The sequence below is a fragment of the Mycobacteriales bacterium genome (assembly GCA_030697205.1).
In the GTDB taxonomy this organism is placed as follows: domain Bacteria; phylum Actinomycetota; class Actinomycetes; order Mycobacteriales; family SCTD01; genus JAUYQP01.
In genome coordinates this window covers 11,890-35,687 of record JAUYQP010000042.1, presented here as the reverse complement: position 1 = coordinate 35,687, position 23,798 = coordinate 11,890, and the positions used below count along the sequence as shown (strand labels likewise).

Genomic DNA, 23,798 nt, shown 5'->3' with positions numbered 1-23,798 from the left:
GCGGGCTGCGCGGGCGTCCGTCGGACGACAGCGGTGCGACGTCAGTCGGTGTGGCGCCCGTCGCCACCCGGGCCGCGGTTGTCACCGGGCGGGCTGTCGGGCCCGTTGGCGTTGTCCTTGTCCTTGCACTTGTCGTTGCCCTTGCCGCCCTCGTCCTTGGGGGTGCAGGTCGGTGACGGGGTCACCGTCTCGGTGGGTGTGGCCGTGGCCGTGGCGGTGGCCGTGGCGGTGGCCGTCGCCGTGGCGGTCGCGGTCGCCGTCGCCGTCGCCGTCGGGGTGGGCGAGGACGTGGTCACCACGGCCGGCTGGGCCAGCGGCGCGCTGCACACCGTCGTGGCGGTGTCAGCGGTGACGGTGGCGGCGACGAGCAGCCGCTGTGCGAGCACCGTGGTGATCGTCACGACACGCGTGCCAGTGAGGGCGGTGTTGCCGGTGCGCGCAGCGACGTACTTGCTGCTCGGCAGCAGGATCTCGACGATGCCGGTCGCGGGGTCGAAGGACCCGGTGAGGACCTGGGACGTCACTCCGGTGGCCTGGGAAAACAGGTCGAACTCCGGGGGAGTTCCGTTGACGTAGCGGGTCGCGGACAGGCTGTAGGCGGTCGGGTCGTCCGGGAAGCTGACCTGCCAGCGGAAGTAGGCGTCGCCGGCGAGCGGGTCCGCGGTGAGGTCTGCGACCCGCATCCGGAAGGCCGCGGTCTTCGTCGTGTCGTTCCAGGACACCGAGCCGTCGAGCAGGTCGACGGCCGGGTCGTTGGGCAGCGGGGTCTCGCCGGTCGCGAGGACCTCGGTGGCGTCACCGGCCTTGTCGACGAAGCCCGCACCACGACCCGGGCAGACCGTGCCGGTCGGCGTCGGTGTGGCCGTGCCGGTCGGGTCGACGACGACGGAGCCGCAGGGGCCGGCCAGCTCGAGACCGGTCAAGGTCGTCCCCGAGCACTGGCGCGTGTAGTGGATGTCGGCGGTGCCGCGGACCCGGGTGTCGCTGTTGTAGGCGAAGTTGGGTCGGCCCGCGGCGTCCACCGCCACGTCGAAGAAGTCGAGCAGCGTGCGGGTCCCGGCGGGGCAGGACAGACCACCGGTGCAGATCGCCCCGCGGTGGATGGGCGCGGCCGAGACCGTGCTGACCTCCCACACCGGCGCAGCAGCGTCGGCGTCCTGGGTGGCGGCGTAGGAGACGTCCCAGACGTTCTTGCAGTCGTCGTTGACGTCGGCGGTGGGGCCGTTGGCGCCGACACAGGTGCCGAGCGTCGAGGAGTACCACGCGACACCGGCCTTGCCGGCCGAGCCGGCGACGAGCCACGGGAAGACGTTGGCGTTGCCGGTGCCGGAGTCGACGGCCAGCGGCGCAGACCACGAGCCGGCGGACACGTCACCGGGACGGGAGTGGGTCACGAAGATGCGGTTGGCGTCCTGGCCGGAGCCGGCGCTCGCGGCCTGCGAGCCGTCACCGCTCCACGCGAGGTGGACGGTGCCGCCGGCGTCGATCGCGATGGCGGGGAAGCCGAGGCCCAGGTTGTTGGTGAGGTCGGTCTCGAAGACCTTGTGGGTCGTCCAGGTGATCGGCCCGGCGGGGCCACCCGGCGTGCAGGGCAGGGTCGCGCAAGGGTCGCCCTCGGCGAGGTAGACGGTGTTGAGCTCGAAGGTCGAGCCGAGCGGCGCGACGAACGGCACGTAGAGCTTGTGGCTCTGCTCGTTGACCACCGTCGTGCCGAAGCTGTTGCTGCCCGAGATTCCCCGGATCGACAGGCCCGTCGAGAGGGCCTGCGGGGTCACGGTGGGGTCGATGACCGGGGTGTTCTGGAGGTACTGGTAACCGCCGTCGATGGACACCGACGTCTGGATGTTGACCGTGGCGAGGTCGTGCACGGTGAGGTAGTGGCGGCCGAGCGAGCGGTCGCTGGCCTGCCACTGCCGGTCGACGCCGAAGACCTGCTGGCTCGCGGGGTTAGCGACCGTCTCGAAGGTCTCGCCGCCGTCGCTCGTCCGGTTGGACGTGAGGTTGGCCAGCGACAGGCTCGTGATGGAGGCGGTGTCGTGCGTCGCGCCGACGGCCCGGTTGTCGGTCAGCGAGATGTCGCAGTCACCGCCGCCGACCGAGAAGTGGTCGACGTCGATCGTGCCGCGGTAGTCGTAGGTCGCGGCGTCGGCGTCGACCTCCCAGAAGGGGCAGCCGCCGGTCGGGACCCCGACCGGTGCGGAGACGTAGACGTTGCCGAAGCTGTCCACCTCGATCGACGGCTCTGCTCCGCCGGTGGTCTGGCCGGTGCCGTCGTTGAGGACGAGCGCCGGCGAGAACGCCGTCGGGGGCGGGCTCCCGCTGCCGACGAGGGCCACCGCGGTCGGGGCGGCCACGAGGGCGAGGGCGCAGGTGGACAGGACGACGCGACGCAACCGCACGAGTGCGCTCCGGGGTGCTGGGGTCGGCTGGGTAGCCAGAGACCTGAGGTGACGGCGATCTAACAGGAAGGTGACCAATAGGTCCAGTCTCCGTCACATCGGGTCATACACCGGTGAAACGCACCGTCGTCGTCGTACCTGCCTGGTCCTGCTTTCCGGGGCAGGCGGGCCCGCTCGGTAGGCTCGGGGAGGTGACGCACCCCGAGCAGGACTTCGACACCGTCCTCGTCGTCGACTTCGGCGCCCAGTACGCGCAGCTCATCGCGCGCCGCGTCCGCGAGTGCCACGTCTACTCCGAGATCGTGCCGCACACGATCACCGCCGAGGAGATCCGCGCTCGCGCCCCGAAGGCCGTGATCCTGTCCGGCGGGCCGTCGTCGGTCTACGCCGAGGGCGCCCCGCAGGTGCCGGCCGGCTTCTTCGACACCGGGGTCCCGACCTTCGGCATCTGCTACGGCCACCAGGCGATGGCACGCGCGCTCGGTGGTCACGTCGCACAGACAGGTACGGCGGAGTACGGCCGGACGGCCCTGTCGCTGGCCGGCCCGTCGGTGCTCTTCGACGGCCTGCCCGAGAGCCAGTCCGTATGGATGTCGCACGGTGACTCCGTCGCCGAGGCGCCGCCCGGCTTCGTCGTCACGGCCGTCACCGACGCGACCCCGGTCGCGGCCTTCGAGGACACCGCGCGCGGGCTCTACGGCGTGCAGTTCCACCCGGAGGTGCTCCACAGCGAGCACGGACAGGCGGTGCTCAAGCGCTTCCTGCTCGAGGCCGCCGGGTGCCGGCCGACCTGGACGATGGTCAACGTCGTCGAGGAGCAGGTCGCGCTCATCCGGTCGCAGGTGGGCAGCGGACGAGTGATCTGCGGACTGTCCGGCGGGGTCGACTCGGCCGTCGCCGCGGCCCTCGTGCACCGCGCGGTCGGTGACCAGCTGACCTGCGTCTTCGTCGACCACGGCCTGCTGCGCAAGGGAGAGGCCGAGCAGGTCGAGAAGGACTTCGTCGCCTCCACAGGCGTGAAGCTCCACGTCGCCGACGAGGTCGACCGCTTCATGGCGGCGCTCGCCGGCGTCACCGACCCGGAGGAGAAGCGCAAGGCGATCGGGCGCGAGTTCATCCGCGCCTTCGAGCAGGCCGCCCGCGAGATCTCCGCCGACGAGCCGGTCGACTTCCTCGTGCAGGGCACGCTCTACCCCGATGTCGTCGAGTCCGGTGGCGGCGCCGGCACCTCCAACATCAAGAGCCACCACAACGTCGGCGGTCTGCCCGACGACCTGCAGTTCGCGCTCGTCGAGCCGCTGCGGGCGCTGTTCAAGGACGAGGTCCGCGCGGTCGGCATCGAGCTCGGTCTGCCCGAGGAGATCGTCTGGCGCCAGCCCTTCCCGGGCCCCGGCCTCGGGATCCGCATCATCGGCGAGGTCACCCGCGACCGCCTCGACCTGCTGCGCGAGGCCGACGCCATCGCCCGCGAGGAGCTCTCGAAGGCGGGCCTCGACCGCGACATCTGGCAGTGCCCCGTCGTGCTGCTCGCCGACGTCCGCTCCGTCGGTGTCCAGGGCGACGGCCGCACCTACGGCCACCCGGTCGTCCTGCGGCCGGTCTCCTCCGAGGACGCGATGACCGCCGACTGGGCCCGCGTCCCCTACGACGTGCTGGCGCGCATCTCCACGCGCATCACCAACGAGGTCCGCGAGGTCAACCGCGTCGTGCTCGACGTGACGAGCAAGCCGCCGGGCACCATCGAGTGGGAGTAAGCGGCCGCGCACTCAGGGCGGACGTCCGGGGCCGACATCCAGGGCGCGGAGCGTCCTAGGGAGCGACGAGCTCTGCGAGGCGCTCCGCCCTCGCGTCCTTCGGCCCGAGCAGGCGCTGCAGCCACTGGAGCGCGTCGTCGGCGTCGACGTTGCCGTAGGCCAGCATCTCGGCGATGTCGACCCAGTCCTTGGGGCGGTTGAAGAGCGCCTTGAAGATGGTGAGGTCCGTCGCGGAGATGACGGGGATCGTGCGACCTCGGAAGGGCACCTCGAGCACCCGCGAGGCGACGACGTCGTGCAGGGCGTCCTGCGGGAAGAACAGGTCGAGCGGCGTGGCGTCCCACAGGACGCGGACCTGTCCGTCGCGCTCGATGGCGGTGACGTCGGCCTCGGTCCAGGTCACCCCGGAAGGCAACGACGCGAGCACCATTGCGGCCGCAGTGACCGGGAGCGAGATGTTGAGGTCGATGTCGGCTGTGGCCCGGGGCGACTCCACGTGATAGGCCAGCGCGAGCGCACCCCCGAACGCGTGGGGCACCTGCGTCAGTGCCTCGTGAACGAGCTCGATCTTGTCGACGAAGGTCGTCACCTGACGAGCTCCGAGAACGGCGGGGCAGTCAGTGCGCCTGGCGCGCGGAGGGGAACGACCTCGAGGAGACCGAGGACGTCCACCAGCTCTGCGGCCTGACGCAGTCGCTCGACGCGTGGCTCGACCGCCCCGAGGGTGACTCCTGCGATGGCGAGGAGCCGGGCGAGTGTCGCGGCGCTGGGCTGCTTGGTCGAGGTCTCGTAGGCGCACAACTGGCTCGCCGGCATGCCCGCCCGGCGCGCCAGCTCCGCCTGCGTCCAGTCGCGCCGCCGGCGAGCGCGCCGGAGCAGCGTCGCGGCGGCGGCCTCGGGTGACGGCATGTCGTTATCTTATCGGCTATCGCACGGTCCTGCGTGACAGCAGGGTGCGCGCTGGCCGTCGACGACGTCAGGCGTCCACGAGCGGCCCACGCAGGCGGGACACCTCGACGGAGGTGTCGGTCCGACTCCCGAGCAGGAGCAGGGTGAGAAGCACGCCGTAGACGGGCAGGTGCCCGATGAGTTCCGTCGTGCCGAAGACGGCGAGGGTGGCCGTGAACGGCACGGCCGCGACGAGGGCCACCACCTGCGGCAGGGCTCCCGAGAGCAGCAACAGCGCGAAGAGCACCTCGACGCACCCTGCGACCAGCGCGAAGGCGTCCGTGCTCACGCCGAGCGGGGAGAGCAGGTCCAGCACCGGCTCCTGCGCGAGCATCGCGCCGGCCATCTCCGGGTTGGCGAGCTTCTCGACGACCGCGAGCGTCACCAGCGTCACGGCTCCGCCGATCCGAAGGGCCAGGACGCCGACCCGCAGCCGGTCGTGGTCCAGTCGGGTGCGGCCGTAGTGGCCGCTGCCGGGCGGCACGGCGAGCAGGAAGCAGGCGATGCCGACGAGGACAGCAGAGATGAGCAGGGCCTGGACGCCCTCGAGTGCGAGCAGGACCGGACCGGCAGCGACGACGGCAGCTGCCGCGAGCTGCACCCTCCGGCCGATGAGGAGCAGCACCCCGGCGACCGCCTGGGGCACGAGCAGTGCCGTGCCCAGGGCGGTGTCCGGGACGTGCACACCCGGGTCGAGGACCGATCCGCGCAGCGTCAGCAGCAGCAGGCTCGCCCCGAGGTGGAGGGCGAGCAGCCGCGGGGCCCAGTCCGCCCACCGACCCAGACGCGCGAGCGGGGCGAGCTCGGGCTGGGGGAGTCGACGGGCGACGATGCGCCAGACCACGGCGACCCCGACCGCCAGGGCGACGCCCACCAGGACGGCTGGCCGTACGAGCGCCGACCAGTCCAGCGGGAACGAGTCAGGGTGGTCGACGAACCAGGTCTCGTGGGCGAGGGGTAGCGGCATGCGACGAGCGTCGCGATGCTGCGGCCCTGCTTCCAGGGCCGACGGTCCTCGATCGCCAGGACCAAGGGCCTCAGCGCCGGGTCTGCGGTCGTGCTCGATGTGACGAGCAAGCCCCGGGCACTATCGAGGGGGAGTGAGGCCGGCCCGCAGTGTCGCGGTGTCAGCTGGTCACAACTCGGTCGGCCCAAGGACGGTGAACTCGCCGGTCCTGGCTGCTGAGCAGCGAGTCGGCGTCGGCGACGGCGTCGTAGGTGCCGGCGGCCACGGTGTCGGCGGCCACGGTGTCGCGGTTGTTCCCGAGGAGCGAGACGGCGGCGTTGGGTGTCACCGAGGTGACCCGGCTGTCCCGCAGGAGCGCGTCGGCGCCGCCCTCGGGCAGCGTGGCGACCACGGTGTTGATGAGCGCGAGCCGCTGACCGAGGTCTGCGCCGCTCTTGCGGAGCGCGTCCGAGACGGCCCCGAGCTGACCGGCCTCGGCGCGGACGAGGTAGGAGCCCGCCGCTGAGGAGGGGCCCGTTGAGGCGACGGCCGGGCTGGCCAGCGCTGCCGTGGCCGGGACCGCCAGGCACAGCGCGGCGGTCAGGGCGGTCACGGCCTGTCGGCGTGTCCGGTGTCGGGGCGGAGCGGCGTGAGGTGGTGCGTCTGGCTTCGGGCTCATGCGGGATCCGATCGCTTCGGGGTCGACGGGAGTCCGTCGCCCCCACAGCATCGGAAGGGCGGACATGTCGCCCCGGGCTCAGCCGGGTGAAGGCGCTCAGCACCCGGGTGACCACAGATGGAAGTCGATTCGCAACACAGGGACAACTCGCCGCGGTGCCCGAGGCCTTCAGCGTCGGGTGTGGGAGTCCCAGTCGCCGACCGTCGGTGACGGGCGCAGGGTGGCGAGCCGGGCGACCCGCGGGTCGTCTGCGCCCACGATCTCGGTCAGCCAGGCAAGAGCCTCGGTGACGTCAGGGGAGCCGAAGGCGAGCATCTCCTCGATGTCGGCCCAGTCCTTCGTGCGGTCGAAGAGCGCCTTGAAGATCGTCAGGTCGATGGCGCTGAGCACCGGGATCGCGCCGCTGCCGAGCGGCATGGTGAGCACGCGTCCAGCCACGACCTGGTGCAGCAGGTGCTGTGGGAAGAACAGGTCGAGGGGCGTGCGCCCCCACCAGAGCCGCACCTGCCCGTCGGCGTGGATCCGCGCGACCGAGGACGCGCCGTGCTCCACCTCGGCAGGCAAGAGCCGGAGCACGTCCGCGGCCTGCTCGGTCGGCACGCTGATGTTGACGTCGATGTCGGCCGTGCCGCGCGGCTGCTCGACGTGGAGGGCGAGGGCGAGTGCGCCGCCGAACGCGTGCGGCACCGCTCCGGCGTCGAGGGCGTCGTGGAGGAGGAGCACCTTGGCGACCAAGCCGAGGTCGCTCATCTCCCGGTGATCTCGGCCCAGGTGCGGGTGCGGGCGGGCTGTCGTCGCAGCGGGAGCGCGTCCGCCAGCTCGAGGACGTCCTCCAGCTCGCGCTTGCGGGCATCCCATGCCCGCGGGAACGTGACGTCGGCCTGGCGCCCCGCTGCCGCCGCGAGTCGCTCGAGCTGGCCGAGTCGGGGCTGGCGGTGCCCGTGGACGTACTCGCTCACCGAGGCGCGCGACACCCCGGAGCGTCGAGCGAGCTCGCTGACGCTGAGTCGGCTGACGCGCAGCAGCTGGCCGACGGCGACGGACGGGCTCCCCATGTCACTGACTGTATGACTTCTCATACAGTCAGTCGAGTCCGCAGCGCGGAGAAGGACTCGGCGACGCGCCAGCGAAACACTGACGGGCCGGGACGCCGCAGTCCCGACCCGAGGAGGCCACCGTGCGCCGAGCTCTCGCCCTGATCGCTCTCGTGGCTGTGCTCTCACCGGTGGCATCGGGCCAGGCCGCAGCAGGAGACCCCGTCGAGCTGCTCGTGCTGTCGAGCCGGGCGGACCAGGTCACCGACGGCGACGCGCTGGTGGAGGTCGTCCTCCCGCGGGGGGCCGACCGCGACGACCTGGTCGCCGAGGTGGGCGGCCGTGACGTCACCAACGCCTTCGGCGAAGGACCGGGCGGGCGCACCCTCGGGCTCGTTACCGGTCTGGCCGTCGGACGAAGCACGCTGGAGGTCACGCTCCCCGGCACGGGCACGGCACGCCTCGAGCTGACGGTCTTCTCCAAGGAGGGCCCGGTCTTCTCTGGCCCGCACCTGCAGCCGTGGCTGTGCGAGACCGAGAGCAACGGCCTCGGCGCGCCGACCGACGCCGCGTGCAACGCCCCGACGGTCTACGCCTTCTCCTACAAGCCGACCGGCAGCGACAGCCTCGCCCCCTACGACCCCGAGTCGCCGCCGTCCGACGTCGACACGACGACGACCGACGAGGGCGTGTCCGTCCCCTACATCGTGCGCACCGAGAAGGGCACCAGCGACCGCGGCATCTACAGCTTCTCGGTGCTCTACGACCCGGCGAAGCCGTGGACGGCGCGCGAGCCGCAGCGGGGCTGGAACCGCAAGCTGCTGTGGAAGTTCGGCGCGAGCAGCGACGGCGACCGCCGGCAGGCCGCCCCCCTGTCGACGCTGGACCCGAAGGCCCTCTCCCGCGGCTTCGGCGTCGCGACCAACTCGCTCAACGTCAACGGCAACAACAGCAACCAGGTCCTCTCGGCAGAGACGATGTACCTGCTTCGCGAGCGGATCGTCGAGCAGTACGGCGGGCCGATCCGCTACACGATGGGTGACGGGTGCTCCGGTGCCTCGATCCAGCAGCACCGCATCGCCTCGGCGTACCCCGGTCTGCTGCAGGGGATCCAGCCGAACTGCAGCTACCCCGACACCTGGACGGTGCGCATGGAGGTCGGTGACTGCGTGCTGTTCAACAACTACTTCGCCACCGTCTCGCCGCAGCTGTGGCCGGTCGTGCCGCAGCGCGCCGCCGTGACCGGGTACCAGACCTCGAGCTCGTGCCTCGCGTGGGAGGCGCTCTTCGGCGCCAACGGCGACCCGCAGCACGACTGTGCCGTGCCCGCCGAGCAGGTCTACGACCCGGCGACCAACCCGGAGGGCGTGCGGTGCACCTCCAGCGACTTCGAGGTCAACCTGTGGGGCCTGCGGGACCGCAGCGTCTGGACCGACGTCGAGAAGAAGATCGGCCGCGGCTTCGCCCGCAACATCTACAACAACCGCGGCGTGCAGTACGGCCTGGTGGCCCTGCAGGAGGGCGTCATCACGCCGGAGCAGTTCGTCGACCTCAACGAGAAGATCGGCACGAAGTCGATCGACTGGGAGTTCGTCGAGGGCCGGTCCGACGCCGACCCCGGTGCCGTCGACATCGCCTACTCCACCGGTCTGGTCAACGACTTCCGGCGGATGGACGAGGTCGCCGTGCTCGACCTGCGTGGCACCAGCAACAACGAGATCCACACCGACTTCCACTCCTACGAGATGCGCGAGCGGATCGTGCTGGCCACCGGCGACGCCGACAACCACGTCATCTGGACCTTCCCGACGTCGATCGTCCTGCCGCCCGCGATCGCCGAGGAGGCCTTCCTCGCGATGGACCGCTGGCTCGCCGCTGTCGAGGCGGACACGGCTGCGGGGTCGCTGGCCGACAAGGTGGCCCGCGGCAAGCCCACCGACGTGACCGACCGCTGCTACCTCGACGTCGGCAACGCCCCCCCGGTCGAGGACCTGACGGTGTGCGAGGCCGCCTTCCCCCACTACGGGTCCCCGCGCATCGCGGCCGGCGGGCCGACCACCCACGACAACGTCCGCTGCGAGGTCACCCCACTGCCCGCGACCCCGCCGGCGACCGGCTACGGGTCGTTTCCCTTCGTCGCGGGGCAGTGGGAGCGGCTGCGGGCGGCCTTCCCGCAGGGGGTCTGCGACTGGACGAGGCAGCCGGCAGAGCGCACGCCGTCGCGCGCGATGCTCACCTTCGCCGCCGGCCCGCGGGGCGTGCCGATGGGGCCGGCCCCCGAGTCGGTCTTCACCGGCCTGACCGCGGCTCCGACCCGGGCGCCCGTCGGTGCCCTGCCGGCGACCGGCTGGGCACCCCCCGCCGCAGCGCTGCTCCTCCTGCTGCCGATCGCCCTGCTGCTGCGCAGGCGCTCCCGCTCAGAGATGGTCTGACCAAGCAGGAGTCACCCGTCCTACGACGAAACACTCGTCATGCGCCGTCGCCCTGCCTTGCTCGCCCTGCCGCTGCTCGCCGCTGTCGTGGCGGCGGGCACCGCCACCGCCTCAGCCCCCGCGGCGCCGAAGAGCGTCCCGATGGGGTGCGAGCTCGGCGTCCCGAGCCCAGACGGCCGGGTCTTCTCCGAGCCGATGGTGTCCGTCGGCTGGCTGCGCTTCGCCGACTTCGAGTGCGGCATCAAGGCGCTGGAGGCCGCCCACCCGGCGCAGGTGCAGGTGACCACGGTCGGCACGTCCAAGGAGGGCCACCCGGTCTACGACGTGCTGCTGACCGATGAGACCAAGAAGGGCCCGAAGCGCAAGCTGCTCGTCGTCTCCTCGATCCACGGCGACGAGATCGGTGCCCGTGAGGGCGCGGCCCGTGCGATGGAGGACATGCTCGACGAGCGCTTCCTCGGCGATGAGAAGTGGGTCGGCCAGGTCCTCGACCGCTACGTCATCCACTTCGTCTTCCCCAACCCCGACGGGTGGGTCGACGGCGACATCGCCGGCTCGCCCGGTGCCGGCCTGTCCTGGACCCGCGGTAACGCGAGCGGTCGTGACCTCAACCGCAACTTCCCGGTGCAGGGCTGGATCGACAAGGGCAACGGCACCCTGCAGGAGACCGAGTCGCAGGGCATCACCAAGCGGCTGCTGTCGGAGAAGGGCTGGTACCTCGGCACCGACAACCACGGCCAGCTCAACGACACCTACGCCGCGGCGGGGCTGCAGATCGTCGGACAGTTCGACTACCAGAAGTCCGAGACGCTGGCGCGCTTCGCAGACGGCATCACCGAGTCGATGTCGCAGTACCCCGTGCTGCAGCAGACGGCCCAGGTCGGGACCGCGAGCGGTCTGGACGTCGGCCCCTACCACTGGGGCACTCTCTACGACATGCTCGGCTACTCCGCGTCGGGCTCGCTCATCGACTACTACAACACCGTCGGCGCGACCGACGGGTATGGCTTCGCGACCGAGCTGACGCTGGGCAAGACCGTGGCGGGCAACTTCCTCACCTACGACCCGGTGCGCAACCAGGTCTGGACCGACAGCATCCGGGCCATCAACTTCGAGATGTTCCGGCAGGCCGTCGACGTCAAGAAGTTCACCTACCCGGTCGGCACGAAGGCGGCGTACGTCTTCGACCCTGCGGTCGTCACCTCCAAGGACGGCGAGGGCTACGAGCGCGGGGATGGCGAGGACCTGCCGCAGAAGCCCTACTCCGTCAGCCGGATGCGCTTCTTCAGCGACCTCAACAAGTACGCCTCGCGTGACCTCGCGAAGGTGCGGGTGCCCGACGTGCTGGCCGGCAAGACCAAGCTCTCGGGCTTCCAGACCGTCGTGCTCGCCGACAGCGCGATGCCGGAGAAGGGCTCGCGCTCCGCGTGGGTCAAGGCGCTGAAGTCCTTCGTCAGCGGCGGCGGGACGCTCGTGGTCACCGACGCCGCAGCGCCGGTGCTCGCCGACCTCGGCCTCGTAGCGGCCGACGACGTCGAGGTCAACGCGCGCTACGTCGGCTTCGTCGACTTCACCGACCGCACGATGGCGCTCAACAAGGGCCTGCGCGGAGTGGCCAGCCAGACCTTCGACACCGTCCCGATCGGCTTCGCCTTCAGCCAGAACACCGCGCCCAACTGGACCGTCGCGCAGTCGGTCTGGGAGGCCGGTGGTGGCGTCACGGCCGGCACCAACGGCGAAGGGCGCACGATCTACGGCGAGAAGAAGCTCGGCAAGGGCAAGGTCCGCTTCCTGGGCGCGCTGCTGCCGCAGCCGACCGAGGAGCACTACCACCCCTACGGGCTGCAGAGCTACGCCGTGACCTACACCGGCTACACGCTGCTGCAGAACATGCTCGCGAAGTAATCCTCTTGGGGCCTTGACCGCCGAGCGCGGCGGGGGTCCATGGTGGGGGGGACCCCCCACCTCCGACCCTGTCAGGAGGCTCCCGCATGCTTCGTCTCACCGACCAGGCCGCGACCATGATCGCCGAGTTGATCGACGGTGCCCAGCTCCCGGACGGCGCGGGCCTGCGCATCGCGCAGCGCGACGACCACCCCGCGCTGGCCATGGAGCTCGCCGATGCGCCCGGGCCGGAGGACCTCGTCGTGGTCGACCACGACGTCACGGTGTTCCTCGGCCCGGTCGCTGCTGAGCGCGTCGCCGCGCAGGTCCTCGACGCGCGCTCCGGTGACACGGGAGCGGCGTTCTACCTGCGCGGCTGAGTCAGAGCGGCTTGCGCAAAACCACGAACTCGAGGTCCTCGCGGCGCGGCAGCCCGAAGCGCTCGTCGCCGTAGGGGAACGGGCTGGTGTCACCGGTCGGCGAGTAGCCGCGGCGGGCGTAGAACGCCAGCAACTCGTGGCGCTGCCTCAGGACGTGCATCTCGACGCGGTCGTGCCCCCAGTCACGGGCCAGCTGCTCGGCGTGGGCCAGAATCGCGCTCCCGATGCCACCTGCCTGCTGGCCGGGGAGCACCGCGAACATCCCGAAGTGACAGTCCTGGTCGAGGACGCAGCACCCCAGGAGTACGCCGTCGCGCTCTGCGACGTGCAGGTGCGGGAGGGCGGCGGTGACTTCCTCGGCGTCGGTGCGCTGACCGTCGAGCAGGTCCGCCTCCGTCGTCCAGCCGGCGCTGTCGCCCTTGCCTCGGTACGCGGTATGGACGAGGCGGACGACCTCCTCGACATCGTCGCGGCGGGCGGCGCGGATCAGCACCGTGCCAGTCAACACCGGCGGGTCGTAGGGTGCGGGCCATGCCGCTCCCTGCACCCGCCCCTGACCGGACCGCGATCGTCACGGGGGCCTCCGCCGGCATCGGTGTGGAGATCGCGAAGGAGCTCGTCGCGCGCGGCCACGGAGTCACCCTCGTGGCCCGTCGGGAGGAGCGACTGCGCGAGCTCGCTGCGACCTTCACGGGGGTCCGCGTCGAGGTCGTGCGGGCCGACCTCTCCGATGTTGAGGCTCGGCGGCACGTGGTCGCCGAGGTGGCAGCCCGCGGCCTCGAGCCTGTGGTGCTCGTCAACAACGCCGGGCTGTCGACGTCGGGGCCGGTGCACGAGAGCGACCCGGAGCGCGAGCTCGGGATGCTCAAGGTCGACGTCGAGGCGGTCGTCCACCTCTGCAGCCTGCTGCTGCCGGGCATGGTCGAGCGCGGCCGCGGCGCGGTGCTCAACGTCGCCTCGACCGCCGCCATGCAGCCGCTGCCCGGTCAGGCGGGCTACGCCGCCGGCAAGGCCTTCGTCCTCAGCTACACCCGGGCGGTCGGCGCAGAGCTCCGCGGCACCGGGGTGACCGCGACGGCGCTGTGCCCCGGACCGGTCGACACGGAGTTCGCCGCCGCGACCGGTTGGACGCAGGAGCAGTTCGAGGGCGCGCTACCCAAGGTCCTCTACGTCAGCGCCACCGACGTCGCCCGCGCCGGGGTCGACGGGATGGCGGCGGGCAAGGCGGTCGTGATCCCCGGGCTCGGCAACCGCGCCAGCTCGGTGCTGTCCAAGGTCGTCCCGCACGGGTTGCTGATGCCGCTGCTCGTGCGCCAGCACCCCTCGCTCAAGCGCCGCTGAGTACGGCTCACAAGCCGGATATTTGGGTCCAACTACCGGCTGATCACGGCACCTAGCTGCTTATCGGCAAAACGCGATAGGCTCTGCACCGTGGGGTCGACGGGTGAGCTCTTGCGAGAGGCGCGTCGGCGTGCTGGCCTGTCGCAGTCCGAGCTCGCCGCGCGGGCTGGTGTGACCCAGAGCGTGGTGAGCGAGTACGAAGCCGACAAGCGGCAGCCGGCGGTCCCGACGCTGGCGCGGCTCGTCGCGGCAACAGGTCACGAGCTCACCCTTGGCTTGGAACGGCGCGACCCCGCGGTCCGCGGCCTGCCCGACACGCCACTCGGTCGGCGCTTGCGGCGGCACCGCAAGGCCCTGCTCGAGGCGGTCCGGGACGCGGGAGCCAGCAACCTGCGGGTGTTCGGCAGCGTGGCCCGCGGAGAGGACGGTCCCGACAGCGACGTGGACCTGCTCGTCGACCTTCCCGAGCAGACCAGCCTGTTCGCGGTCCTGGCTCTCGAGGGCACCCTTGAGCGCATCCTCAAGGTCAACGTCGACCTCGCGCCGGTCAGCAGCCTGAAGCCACGGGTGCGGGACGAGGCCCTTGCCGATGCGGTCGCGCTGTGAGCCGCCGCGACGGCGAGAGGCTGCGGGACATCCTTGATGCCATCGACGCCATCCGGAGCCACGTGGCACGCGGTGGGCTCTCCGACGGCCTTGTCTTCGATGCTGTCCGAGTCCGGCTCATCGAGATCGGAGAGGCCATCAAGGCGATTTCTGCAGAGCTCCTCGACACCGAGCCGGCCCACCCCTGGAGCGACATCGCCCGCATGCGTGACCGCCTCGCCCACCGGTACTTCGACACGAACCACGGCCACGTCACCGGAGCCGTCGAACACGATCTCGAGCCGCTCGAAGTTGCGGTGCGGCGACTTCTGGATCGGCTTCCGCCAGGCGGGTAACACCCTGTCGACGAGCCGCGAGGAGGGCTGGCCTGCCACCGTTCAGAGCGGCACGTCTTCACGGTCGCCGGCGTGGCGTCGGGCGCTGCGGAAGTACGTTGCTGAGGTACTTCCCCTCGTGATTCTTGCCCTGGCCGTGGTCGTCACCGCGTGGCACTCGGAGTCTCCGCGGAAGAAGCCCTCCGTCCGCTACATAGACGCGGGCGCGACGGAGGCCGACATCCCTCAGGGAGACGGCTCCGAGATCCCAGCTGATCACGTGCCCGTTGCCGAGCGGGAGTGGTCTGAGGACCTCAGCGCCTACGCAGGTGAAGAGGGCGTGGACTGGTGAGTTCCGCCGAAGAGGGCGACGGGTAGCGGCACGTAGCTCCGGTGACGAGACGCACCTCGGGCCAAGCTCGCTCCCAAGATTTTGCCGGTGTGGCCCGAGAGGAAGGCCAGGGATGCGGCGCGGTTGGATCCATTGCATCCGGCTTGTTAGCCGTACTCAAGGGCCGCTGACCGGACGGACCGACCAGGGCAGAACCCTCCGAAATGACCGGGTCCGGACTATGGCGGAGCCGGCGTCCCGGAGGCCATGATCGGCGCTACGTCGTCCCGTGACCGCCGGGTGACCGTCGTTTGGGAGGACATGCCGTGCTGCAGGACCTGAAGAGCTTCATCGTGGGGAGCAGCGTCGCGGAGGTCGGTGTCGGCCTCTCCATCGGCGCCGCCTTCACCGCCGTCGTCGCGCAGGCCACCGACGCCGGTCAGGCGGCCTTCCGGGGCGAGTGGGAGTTCGACGGGCTCCTCAAGGCCCTCATCGCCCTCGTCACCGTCGCCGTCATCTCGCTCGTCGGAGTCATCAAGCCGCTCATGGGCCTGCGCCGTCGAGCCGCTGCCGCGGCGGTCACCGGCGAGCACGACGCGACGGACGCGCTCGACGCGTCCTCGGCCGGGCCGCAGGTCGCCGAGGTGGTGACCGCGGACGGCGAGGTCCAGCGGGTCGCGGAGGTGAGCGCCGTCGACATCGACGACGCGACCTCCGGCGCCGAGCTCACCGACGACGCGCAGGCGGACGGCGACCGGGTGCACTTCGACGCGGACCCGCTCTTCGCGCCGCTGCCGACCCGGATGGCCGCCGGCTCGGTCAACGGTGCCGGGTCGGTCGTGCTGTCCGGCACGTCCGCTGCGATGGCGGCGGCGTCCGTACAGGAGTCGTCGACGGACCCGGCGGGGGAGTTCGTGACGGACCCGGTCGTGGACCTCACCGACGGCGCCGGGCGCGCGAGCGCGCCCGGCGTCACGGCCGCGGCGGGGGCCGCGCCCTCCGGCGTACCTGGCTCTGCCACGCCTTTCAGAGCGACCGAGCTCGTCGCCTGCCCGCACTGCGCCTTCGACGTCCCGGCCGCGGCGACCCGCTGCGGCTGGTGCACCAGCGACCTGCGGGTCGACGCCCGCATCTAGTAGCGCGGCTGCGAGACGTTTACCTCGGCCGGGTCGGCCCGGCAGGGCAGGCCCTCGCAGGTGTCGACGACGAGACCGCCGGGGCGCAGGAACGCCGACTTCTGCGCGCGGGCGTCGAGGCCGCGGCGCGGGTGCTCGTGGGGGTCGGCGCCGTCGAAGGGCGGCGTGTTGGTGTTGGGCGGCGTCGGGCTGCCGCTGTCGAAGTAGACGAGCGCGCTGCCCGCGTGGCTGCCGGAGAAGAGCGGCAGCCCCCAGGTGGGCTCGACGCCCCAGTGCCGGCCGGGCGCGAGGAAGCCCTCGTTGGTGGCCGCACCGATGGTCCGGGCCATGACCTCGGCGGCGAGGTTGGCCACCTGGTGGTCGCCGAAGCCGACCTGCAGCAGGACCTCGTGCCGCGGCGTGCCGGGCAGCGGGTCGGCGCTGATGTGGGCGGCGTAGCCGTTGGCCTCGCCGCGGTCCCAGAGCATCTGGATGAGGCCGAAGACCAGCTGCCGCTCGAGCTCGCTCGGGTAGGAGGCGTTGAAGACGGCCTCGTAGTCGGCGAAGTCGACGGAGCGGTCGAGCAGCGTCGAGTAGTTCATGCCGGGCACGCCGAGGACGCCGCGGGTGATGTCCTGCGCGACCGCCATCAGGGCGCCGCCGATGATGCCGCCCTGGCTGTTGCCGTCGTAGTAGACCTCGCCCGTGCGGTGCAGCGACTGGCTGCCCGCCTGGAAGGCAGGGTCGCTCGCGAAGCCGCGCGGGTCCTTGAGGAGCCGGGCGAGGAAGAGGTGGGCGAGCATCCCCTCTGCACGCGGTCGGGCAGCGTCGGGAACAGGCTCATGTCGTTGAGGAAGGTCGCGACGTTGGGGACGTCGCCCGACGCCATGCCGTACCAGTCGGTGGCGCAGAACAGGATCGCGGCGTCGTCGCCGAAGCGGGCGACGTGGGAGCTGTTGACCTCGCCCTGGCTGCCGAGCAGACCGTGGCCGTAGATCGACGCGCGGGCCTGGCGCAGCGGCTGCCCCTCGGCGGTCGGGAGCACCGAGCCGGGGATGTTGCAGGTGTAAGTCGCGGTGAAGTCGCCGTTGCGGTCAGGCAGCGGCGCTGGTGAGCGCGGCGGTGAGGGCGGTGGCGAGCAGGGCGACGCGCAGACGCTGCACGGGGGGCCTTCCGGACGCAGGGGGGTTGCGTCCGGGTTTCGCCTTCGCCGCCAGATCTCCTGCCGAGCAGGGCCCGTGGGTCAGCGGGGGAGCGGGAAGGCGGGGTCGGTGCCGGCGGCGATGACGGACGCGGCGACGGTGAACGGCGCCGCGTCGAGGTACTCGCGCAGCCGCGGGTTGTCGGTGCCCTGGGCTCTGGTCCGCGAGGCCGATGACAGCCAGGGCAGCCGGACCGTGCCGCCCTCGACGTCGACCGGGGTCTGGGTCGGGACGTGGACGTAGGCCTCGGCGTTGGCGCCCGACACGAGCACGCCGACCCGGTGGCCCTTGGCGAAGGTCCAGTCGGTCGGGAACAGCCGGATCGCCTTCTCGCCGGCGGCGTCGACGAGCGCGGCGCCTCGGGTCACCATCGTGGCGGAACCGTCGGGTGCGACGTCGTAGACGTTGATGGCGACGTTGGTACGGGGCACGAGCGGCGCGAGCTTCAGGGAGGCCGAGGGGACGCCGGCGAGGCGGGCGGTGCGCGTCAGCGGAGCGGAGAAGGTCCACGCGCCGGCACCTGTCTGCTCCTCACCGAGCGCGCCCGAGCCGCCGGGGCCCGCCGCGGAGTCCTGCGAGCCGACGTTGGTGCCGTCGTCGACGTAGGAGCCGGCCTTCAGCGAGCCGGTCAGCACCTTCGCATCCGACGGCGGCCAGGTCTTCTCGCTGGTCCAGGTGCCGGTGCTGGTCTGCGCGACGACGACCGGGTCCTTGACCTTCGGGGCGATGCCGCGCAGGTGCAGGTCGTAGAAGCGCATGACCTCGTCGAAGAACCGGTCGCGGCCCATTGCGAGCTCGTCGGCGACCATGTCGTTGCCGCGGACGTGGTCCCACCACCCGATCCACAGCCGCTTCGGGCCGGCGAGGGCGTTGAAGTAGTCGACTGCGCCGCCACCGACGTTGGTGTTGCTGTCGACGTAGCCCACGGTCATGAAGGTCGGCACCTTCGAGCCCTTGGCCTTGGCCACGAAGTCGCGGGCCTTCCAGAAGGCGCTGTTGACGTCGTCGCCGTAGTGCTCGACGAGGCCCACCTGGCAGTCGGCGCTGTGGGCGCTGGAGTTGACGATGTACTCCGGGTCCTCCTGGACCGACCAGCCGAGCTCAGCCGCGGAGCCGTAGCTCACCGCCGGGTAGGCGAGCGACTGCAGGAAGCGCACGCGGTCGTTGTAGGAGCCGCGGTAGCGGTCCGGGACGACCTGCTGCGCGACGACGGCCGCGAGGCCCTTGGGGCGAAGCGCCGCGCCGACCATGCCGGTGTTGGCGTCGTAGCTCTTGCCGTACATCCCGACCTTGCCGGTCGACCACGGCTGCGTGGCGGCCCACTGCACCGCGGTGACGACGTCGGTCTGCTCACCGGGGCCGAGGATGTCGAGGCAGCCGCTCGAGCCGCCGCTACCGCGCAGGCTGACCTGGACGACGGCGTAGCCGCGTGCGAAGACGCGAGCGCCCTCGATGAAGTCGAAGAATCGCGGCGTCGGGCCCTTGGCGCTGGTCTTGTCCGTGGGCGCGCGGTGCAGGTAGGGGCTGACGACGAGGATGACCGGCGTCTTGCCCTTCACGCCCTTCGGGCGCATGACCTCGGCGTGCAGGCTCTCGCCGTCGGGCGTCGCGATGTAGGTCTCGCTGTAGTCCGCGCCGGCGGGCGCGTCGGCGGCCTCGCCGGGGACGGCCAGCAGCCCGGTGAGGGCGACGGCAGCGATGAGCAGGGCAGAGCGGGTACGACGGAGCGAGCGCATGGCCGAGGACTTCGTCGTGGCGGGCGCGGCTCCTGCCTCACGACACCTGTTGCGCGGCCCACACCTCGTCGGGCGGCGTGCCCGTGGCGGTCAGCGTCTCGGACAACCCCGCGACCGCCGTGCCCGCGTCGATCGACACGAGCACGAAGCGGGCGACGACCATCCACTCGCCCTCGGTCTCCTGTCGCTCCACCGAGATCTCGTGGACCGGCTCGTCGTGGGAGCGCAGCAGCTCCGCCACGGCAGCCACCGCCTCGTCGGCCGTGGCGGCCGGCTGCAGGAAGCGCGCCAGCACCGCGAAGGTCGGCAGCACCAGGTCGGAGGTCGTGTCCTCGATCGTCACGACGGGGGCCTACCCCGCAGGCGGGTCGACCACGCGGATCCAGACCTGGCGAAACGGCGCGGATTCGAGCACCTTCAGCCGCGGGTCGGGGACGTCGAGCAGCCGGCCCGTCACGAGCGGCCGCAGCGGCGCGAGCCGCCGGTCCTCGAGCACCGCCTCGACGGCGCCGCGGTCGCCGCCGAGCACCAGCCCGTCGAGCTGCTGCGGCAGCAGGACGCGAGCCGCGGTGTCGGCCGCGGCCTGCAGGGCGACCGCCGACTGCCCCTCGCGGCGGCGGGCGAAGCGCTGCTGCGACCAGCCGCCGGCGGCGGACCGGCCGTGGACCTGGCGCGACCCGACCTTCGACGCGACCAGGCGCGGGCCCTCGAAGACGCCGACGGCGTAGCCCCCGAGGCGCACCAGCAGCACGCCGGTACGTCGTACCTCTGTGGTGTGGGCGACCAGGTCGGCGAGGGCATCACCCACCAGGGGTGGGAAGGGGACCTCGACCTCGGCGACCGCCCCGTCGGCAGCGGTGAGCCGGACCACCGAGGGCCCGACGTCGACGGTCACCTCGCCGTGCCGCTCGGCGAAGCCGTCGAGCCAGCGGGCCAACCGCTCAGGGGTGGTGGTGACCCAGCGGCCCCCGCCCGCGGCGGGCCGGGACGCGGCGGTCGTCAGCGGCCGGAGTCGATCGCGGCGGCGGTGTAGTAGGCCGACAGCAGGGTGTTGCGCAGGCCGGCTTCGAAGAACTGGCGCCCGCCCGCGACCTCGTCGATGGTCGCCGCGGTGTCCTCGGGCAGGTGGTACTGCGGGTAGTCCGAGGCGGTGCGCATCCCGGCCCAGCGCAGGGTGCGGAAGCCGGCCGAGGCCCACGACGCCTCGTCGCTGTTGCGGACGTTGCGGCCCTCGATGCTCACGGTGCGCTTGCCCTTGGGCATCTTGAGGAAGCCGTGGGTGACCTCGGCGAGCAGCTGGTCGAACTGCGGGTCGCGGGCGCCGCGCCACATGCACAGGCAGTTGTCGTCGGTCGCGGCTTTGCCGAGCGGCCAGGCGATCCCGACCATGTCGAAGCCGAGGTAGGCCTTCACCTTGCGGCCGGCGGCGGCGTAGGCCTTGGCCTGCTCTTCGGAGGCGAGCGCGCCCTCCTCCTCGCCGTTGTAGAGGCTGAAGACCATCGTGCGCTGGGTCTTCACCTTCGCGAAGGAGCGGGCGAGCGCCAGCACCATCGCTGTGCCCGAGCCGTTGTCGTAGACGCCCTGCACCGACTGGGGCAGCACGTCGAAGTGGCCGCCCATGACGACGAGCTCGTCGGGCTTGGACGTGCCCTTCTTGGTCGCGGTGACCGCCTGCAGGACGCCGTTGTAGGTCTCCACCTGCACGGTCAGGCCGAGCGACTCCAGCTCCGCGACGAGGTCGTCCGTGGCGAGCAGCTGCGTCGGGGTCCCGGTCACCCGCAGCGCGAACTCCTCGCTGAAGGAGATCGCCCGGTCGGCGATCTGCTTGCCGGTGACCGGGGGCTTGGGGTAGTCGCGGAAGGTCGGGGCCTTCTTCGGCGCGGCGGTCGCGGACAGCGCGAGCGGGACGGTCACCGCGGCGGCGGTGACCAGAGCGAGGACCTGCCTGCGCACGACGTGCTCCTGACGGGAGAGGGCTTGCCTGAGGTCTTCGCCGTGTCGGCGCCACCTCCTGCCGTGCCGTGCGTCACGGCTCGGGAGCCCTAGGGTGGCGACGTGCTCGACCTGCTCGCGTCCGCGACCGCCTTCACCGCGATCGTCGCTGTGCTGCTCCTTGCCGTCGCCGGCCTCACCGTCGTGCCGTTCGTCGTGGCTGTCGGCATGGCGGAGCGGCGCGGCTTCTCCGCGACCCGGTGGGGCGCCGTCACGCTCGCGACCGCACCGCTCGGCCTGCTCGCCACCTACGCCCTGGTCGCGAAGACGGGGCTTCCGTGGCCGGTGGGGCTGCTGCCGGTGGTCCTCACCTGGGCGGCCCCCGGCGTGCTCTGGCTGCTCGAGGGCACGGAGCAGCTGGTCGGCGGCCGTGCCGGTCGCCACGAGTAGCAGGGCACGGGCGACCGACGTCGAACAACGAGGCATGCCCAGCAGAGTCGTGCGTCGTACGACGTGCCTCGCCCTGCTCGCGGGCGCGCTCGTCCCCGGGACCGCGTCTGCTGCTCGCTGCGACGTCGTCCAGCTCGAGACGCTGACGGTGCGCTTCGCCGGACCTCCGCCGTCGCTGCGCAGCGGCCGCGCCGTCTCGTTGGTGGTCGACGTCGTCCGGGGCGCTGGCACTCCCGCGGAGCTGGCCGCCTCCGACGTCGAGGTCTTCGTCGGGCTCACCGGTGACGGCTGGGGCGCCTACGACCGCAAGGTCACCGACGCCGCCGGTCGGGTCACCGCGTCGCTGGCGGTGCCCAAGGGGGTGCGCGGCCCGACCGAGCTCGACGTCGAGGGCGTCCGCGTCGTCGTCGACGCGCCGTGCGCAGCGGTGGAGGAGCACGGCCAGGTCGTGACCCCGTGGGCGAGGGTCCGCTAGCAGACCGAGCCGCGGTCGATGACCAGCGCCGTGCCGGTGATGCTGCGGGCCGCGTCGGAGGCGAGGTAGGCCACGGCTTGGGCAACCTCGTCGGCCTGGGTGAGGCCGGGCATGACCGAGAAGGTCCGGGCGAGCAGCCCCTGGTCCAGGTCGTCGGGCCAGGTCTTCGCGACCTCGCGCAGCAGCGGGGTGTCGACGCCACCGGGGCAGACCGCGTTGATGCGCACGCCATCGGCGGCCAGCTCCAGCGCCATCGACTTGGTGAGCTGCACGAGGCCGCCCTTGCTTGCGCAGTAGGCCGCGGTGTAGGCCTGGCCGCGCAAGCCGGCGATGCTCGCGACGTTGACGACGCAGCCCTTGCTCTCGCGCAGGGCGGGCAGGGCGGCCTGGGTGATGACGAACGGCGCGGTGAGGTTGAGCGCGAGGTGCTGCTGCCACAGCGCGAGGTCGAGGTCGTCGACCTTGAGCATCCGGACCATGCCGGCGACGTTGGTCACGACGTCGAGCCGGCCGTGCTCGCGCACGGTCTCGCGCACCGCGTCGGCGGCCGCAGCGCTGTCGGTGACGTCGACGCGGCGTACGCCCTCTGCGTCTGCGAGGTCCCAGCCGACCACGGTCGCGCCCTCGCGCGCGAACAGCGCTGCGGTTGCCGCCCCGATGCCGCTGGCCGCGCCGGTGACCAGGGCGACCTTGCCCGTGAAGCGGCTCATGTCAGGTGCCCGGACAGGTCGCCGACCTGGTCGAGGAAGAACTGCCGCTCGACGAAGTACCACGTGCCGTCGGTGCAGGCGAAGCGGTCGAGGTAGCGGCCGGCGCAGAGCGCCTGCAGCGGGCCGCCCTCGAGCTGCTGGTGGACGACGAAGGCCGACCGGCTCGTCGCGGTGTCGCCGTCGGCCTCGATGACGGCGTTGGCCGTGACGTGGCGGGTGCGCGGGGACCCGTCGTGGAGGCGGACCATCGAGGAGTAGAGGCCGTGCACGCCCGCGGCGCCCTCGGCCACGGTCGCGCCGTCGGGGCCGGTGAGACGGCCGCGAGCGAAGAGCTCGCCGACCGCGGACCAGTCGGCGGCGTCCATCGCCTCGGTGTAGAGCCCGTGCAGGGTGCGGACCGCCTCGTGGGCGGTCACCGGGTGTCGACCACGCGGAAGCCCTCGGCGAGCCGCCCGGTCTCGAAGCCGGCCTTCTCGGCGGTCACCGTCGCCCACATCCGGATCCGGGCGGAGAGGTCGTCCATGTGCGAGGTCTGGCTGACGTGGGCGCGCAGCGCCTCGACCTTGCGGTCGAAGGTGTCGGTGACGTCGATGAAGGTCGTCGCGCTCGGGTCGCCGCTCGCCATGATCCAGACCTCGTCGACGGTCCAGGCCTCCTCGGTGAGGTCGGTGTGGGCGAAAGGGTTGCGGGCGTCGGGGTAGACCGCGCACATCGCGACCTCGCCGGCCACCAGGTGGTCGGGGTGGCTCGCGTAGATCCGCTCCCAGTTGCGCTCCGGGGACTGCGTGAGCACCCGCTGTGGGCGCTTCTGGCGGATGACGCGGCTGACGTCGCGGCGCAGCTCGTGGGTGACGTAGAGCCGACCGTCGGGGTAGCCGAGGAAGACGACGTCCTCGACGCCGACCTCCTTCGCGGCCGCGCGCTGCTCGGCCTGGCGGATCCCGCCGATCTCGCTGCGCGGCACCGCCGGGTCGAAGCCGCCGGCGTCGCCGTCGGTGATCACGCAGTAGGTCACCTCGATGCCCTGCGCGGTCCAGGCCGCGATCGTGCCGGCGGCGCCGAAGTCGACGTCGTCGGGGTGGGCGGTGATCACGAGCGCGCGCTCGACCGTGGGGTCAGGAGAGGTCATG

The 23,798-nt window shown here is 71.9% G+C and carries 26 protein-coding genes; 10 read left to right on the top strand and 16 right to left on the bottom strand.

Annotated features, from left to right (window positions below; genetic code table 11):
• Positions 1–41 precede the first annotated feature (41 nt).
• Positions 42–2,393 (bottom strand): hypothetical protein, encoded by a 2,352-nt coding sequence (locus Q8R60_13375; GenBank protein ID MDP3713460.1) that lies wholly within the window; start codon positions 2,391–2,393, stop codon positions 42–44.
• Positions 2,394–2,590: 197 nt separating this feature from the next.
• Here Q8R60_13375 and guaA point away from each other — a divergent pair, with 197 nt between their 5' ends.
• Positions 2,591–4,153 carry a glutamine-hydrolyzing GMP synthase gene (guaA, locus tag Q8R60_13370; GenBank protein ID MDP3713459.1) on the top strand — a complete coding sequence of 521 codons (1,563 nt, stop codon included), beginning with the start codon at positions 2,591–2,593 and terminating at the stop codon, positions 4,151–4,153.
• A 55-nt stretch (positions 4,154–4,208) separates the two neighbouring features.
• On the opposite strand, the gene Q8R60_13365 is transcribed toward guaA, so the two are convergent.
• The 6 genes from Q8R60_13365 to Q8R60_13340 form a co-directional block, all read right to left on the bottom strand.
• Entirely contained in the window at positions 4,209–4,742 is a 534-nt protein-coding gene (locus Q8R60_13365) for a hypothetical protein (protein MDP3713458.1), read from the bottom strand.
• A complete protein-coding gene (locus Q8R60_13360; GenBank protein MDP3713457.1) occupies positions 4,739–5,062 on the bottom strand; it encodes a helix-turn-helix transcriptional regulator in 324 nt (107 codons plus the stop codon). Before Q8R60_13360 ends, Q8R60_13365 begins: the two co-directional genes overlap by 4 nt.
• A 67-nt stretch (positions 5,063–5,129) precedes the next feature.
• Complete coding sequence (locus tag Q8R60_13355) at positions 5,130–6,068, bottom strand: hypothetical protein (GenBank protein ID MDP3713456.1); 939 nt, start codon at positions 6,066–6,068, stop codon at positions 5,130–5,132.
• 160 nt (positions 6,069–6,228) lie between these two features.
• A complete protein-coding gene (locus Q8R60_13350) occupies positions 6,229–6,660 on the bottom strand; it encodes a hypothetical protein (GenBank protein ID MDP3713455.1) in 432 nt (143 codons plus the stop codon).
• 234 nt (positions 6,661–6,894) lie between these two features.
• Positions 6,895–7,476: a hypothetical protein gene (locus tag Q8R60_13345; GenBank protein ID MDP3713454.1), complete on the bottom strand. Its 582-nt coding sequence runs from the start codon at positions 7,474–7,476 to the stop codon at positions 6,895–6,897.
• Positions 7,473–7,781 carry a helix-turn-helix transcriptional regulator gene (locus tag Q8R60_13340; GenBank protein ID MDP3713453.1) on the bottom strand — a complete coding sequence of 103 codons (309 nt, stop codon included), beginning with the start codon at positions 7,779–7,781 and terminating at the stop codon, positions 7,473–7,475. The genes Q8R60_13345 and Q8R60_13340 overlap by 4 nt, the downstream gene beginning before the upstream one ends.
• A 122-nt stretch (positions 7,782–7,903) precedes the next feature.
• On the opposite strand from Q8R60_13340, the gene Q8R60_13335 reads away from it, so the two are divergent.
• From Q8R60_13335 to Q8R60_13325, 3 genes are all read left to right on the top strand, one after another.
• Positions 7,904–10,192: a DUF6351 family protein gene (locus Q8R60_13335; GenBank protein ID MDP3713452.1), complete on the top strand. Its 2,289-nt coding sequence runs from the start codon at positions 7,904–7,906 to the stop codon at positions 10,190–10,192.
• Positions 10,193–10,231: 39 nt separating this feature from the next.
• Entirely contained in the window at positions 10,232–12,097 is a 1,866-nt protein-coding gene (locus tag Q8R60_13330; protein MDP3713451.1) for a M14 family zinc carboxypeptidase, read from the top strand.
• An 86-nt stretch (positions 12,098–12,183) separates the two neighbouring features.
• Positions 12,184–12,456 (top strand): hypothetical protein, encoded by a 273-nt coding sequence (locus tag Q8R60_13325; GenBank protein ID MDP3713450.1) that lies wholly within the window; start codon positions 12,184–12,186, stop codon positions 12,454–12,456.
• A gap of 1 nt (position 12,457) precedes the next feature.
• On the opposite strand, the gene Q8R60_13320 is transcribed toward Q8R60_13325, so the two are convergent.
• The gene (locus Q8R60_13320) at positions 12,458–12,949 is read right to left on the bottom strand and encodes a GNAT family N-acetyltransferase (protein ID MDP3713449.1); all 492 of its coding nucleotides are present in this window, start codon (positions 12,947–12,949) and stop codon (positions 12,458–12,460) included.
• Positions 12,950–12,987: 38 nt separating this feature from the next.
• Here Q8R60_13320 and Q8R60_13315 point away from each other — a divergent pair, with 38 nt between their 5' ends.
• The 4 genes from Q8R60_13315 to Q8R60_13300 all read left to right on the top strand — a co-directional run bounded on the left by Q8R60_13315 (position 12,988) and on the right by Q8R60_13300 (position 16,184).
• Positions 12,988–13,797 (top strand): SDR family oxidoreductase, encoded by an 810-nt coding sequence (locus Q8R60_13315; GenBank protein MDP3713448.1) that lies wholly within the window; start codon positions 12,988–12,990, stop codon positions 13,795–13,797.
• Between the two features lie 90 nt (positions 13,798–13,887).
• Positions 13,888–14,403 (top strand): helix-turn-helix domain-containing protein, encoded by a 516-nt coding sequence (locus Q8R60_13310; GenBank protein ID MDP3713447.1) that lies wholly within the window; start codon positions 13,888–13,890, stop codon positions 14,401–14,403.
• On the top strand, positions 14,400–14,738 hold the full coding sequence (locus Q8R60_13305; GenBank protein MDP3713446.1) for a DUF86 domain-containing protein: 339 nt from the start codon (positions 14,400–14,402) through the stop codon (positions 14,736–14,738). Before Q8R60_13310 ends, Q8R60_13305 begins: the two co-directional genes overlap by 4 nt.
• A gap of 636 nt (positions 14,739–15,374) precedes the next feature.
• A complete protein-coding gene (locus Q8R60_13300; protein ID MDP3713445.1) occupies positions 15,375–16,184 on the top strand; it encodes a hypothetical protein in 810 nt (269 codons plus the stop codon).
• Here Q8R60_13300 and Q8R60_13295 read toward each other — a convergent pair.
• The 5 genes from Q8R60_13295 to Q8R60_13275 all read right to left on the bottom strand — a co-directional run bounded on the left by Q8R60_13295 (position 16,181) and on the right by Q8R60_13275 (position 21,054).
• Positions 16,181–16,966, bottom strand: a complete 786-nt coding sequence (locus Q8R60_13295) for a hypothetical protein (GenBank protein MDP3713444.1) — start codon at positions 16,964–16,966, stop codon at positions 16,181–16,183. The two genes, Q8R60_13300 and Q8R60_13295, sit on opposite strands and share 4 nt — an antisense overlap.
• Before the next feature lie 440 nt (positions 16,967–17,406).
• Entirely contained in the window at positions 17,407–19,101 is a 1,695-nt protein-coding gene (locus tag Q8R60_13290) for a CocE/NonD family hydrolase (protein MDP3713443.1), read from the bottom strand.
• A 37-nt stretch (positions 19,102–19,138) separates the two neighbouring features.
• Positions 19,139–19,444 carry a hypothetical protein gene (locus Q8R60_13285; GenBank protein ID MDP3713442.1) on the bottom strand — a complete coding sequence of 102 codons (306 nt, stop codon included), beginning with the start codon at positions 19,442–19,444 and terminating at the stop codon, positions 19,139–19,141.
• Positions 19,445–19,453: 9 nt separating this feature from the next.
• Positions 19,454–20,104 carry an acVLRF1 family peptidyl-tRNA hydrolase gene (locus Q8R60_13280; protein MDP3713441.1) on the bottom strand — a complete coding sequence of 217 codons (651 nt, stop codon included), beginning with the start codon at positions 20,102–20,104 and terminating at the stop codon, positions 19,454–19,456.
• Entirely contained in the window at positions 20,101–21,054 is a 954-nt protein-coding gene (locus tag Q8R60_13275) for a M28 family peptidase (GenBank protein MDP3713440.1), read from the bottom strand. The genes Q8R60_13280 and Q8R60_13275 overlap by 4 nt, the downstream gene beginning before the upstream one ends.
• Before the next feature lie 102 nt (positions 21,055–21,156).
• On the opposite strand from Q8R60_13275, the gene Q8R60_13270 reads away from it, so the two are divergent.
• Both Q8R60_13270 and Q8R60_13265 read left to right on the top strand, forming a co-directional pair.
• On the top strand, positions 21,157–21,483 hold the full coding sequence (locus tag Q8R60_13270; protein ID MDP3713439.1) for a hypothetical protein: 327 nt from the start codon (positions 21,157–21,159) through the stop codon (positions 21,481–21,483).
• Between the two features lie 34 nt (positions 21,484–21,517).
• Positions 21,518–21,958 (top strand): hypothetical protein, encoded by a 441-nt coding sequence (locus Q8R60_13265; GenBank protein MDP3713438.1) that lies wholly within the window; start codon positions 21,518–21,520, stop codon positions 21,956–21,958.
• Here Q8R60_13265 and Q8R60_13260 read toward each other — a convergent pair.
• From Q8R60_13260 to Q8R60_13250, 3 genes are read right to left on the bottom strand one after another with little or no spacing between them, the layout of a single operon-like run.
• The gene (locus tag Q8R60_13260; GenBank protein MDP3713437.1) at positions 21,955–22,668 is read right to left on the bottom strand and encodes an SDR family oxidoreductase; all 714 of its coding nucleotides are present in this window, start codon (positions 22,666–22,668) and stop codon (positions 21,955–21,957) included. The two genes, Q8R60_13265 and Q8R60_13260, sit on opposite strands and share 4 nt — an antisense overlap.
• Positions 22,665–23,084 (bottom strand): nuclear transport factor 2 family protein, encoded by a 420-nt coding sequence (locus Q8R60_13255; GenBank protein MDP3713436.1) that lies wholly within the window; start codon positions 23,082–23,084, stop codon positions 22,665–22,667. Before Q8R60_13255 ends, Q8R60_13260 begins: the two co-directional genes overlap by 4 nt.
• Positions 23,081–23,797 (bottom strand): PIG-L deacetylase family protein, encoded by a 717-nt coding sequence (locus tag Q8R60_13250; GenBank protein MDP3713435.1) that lies wholly within the window; start codon positions 23,795–23,797, stop codon positions 23,081–23,083. Before Q8R60_13250 ends, Q8R60_13255 begins: the two co-directional genes overlap by 4 nt.
• Position 23,798: the final 1 nt, after the last annotated feature.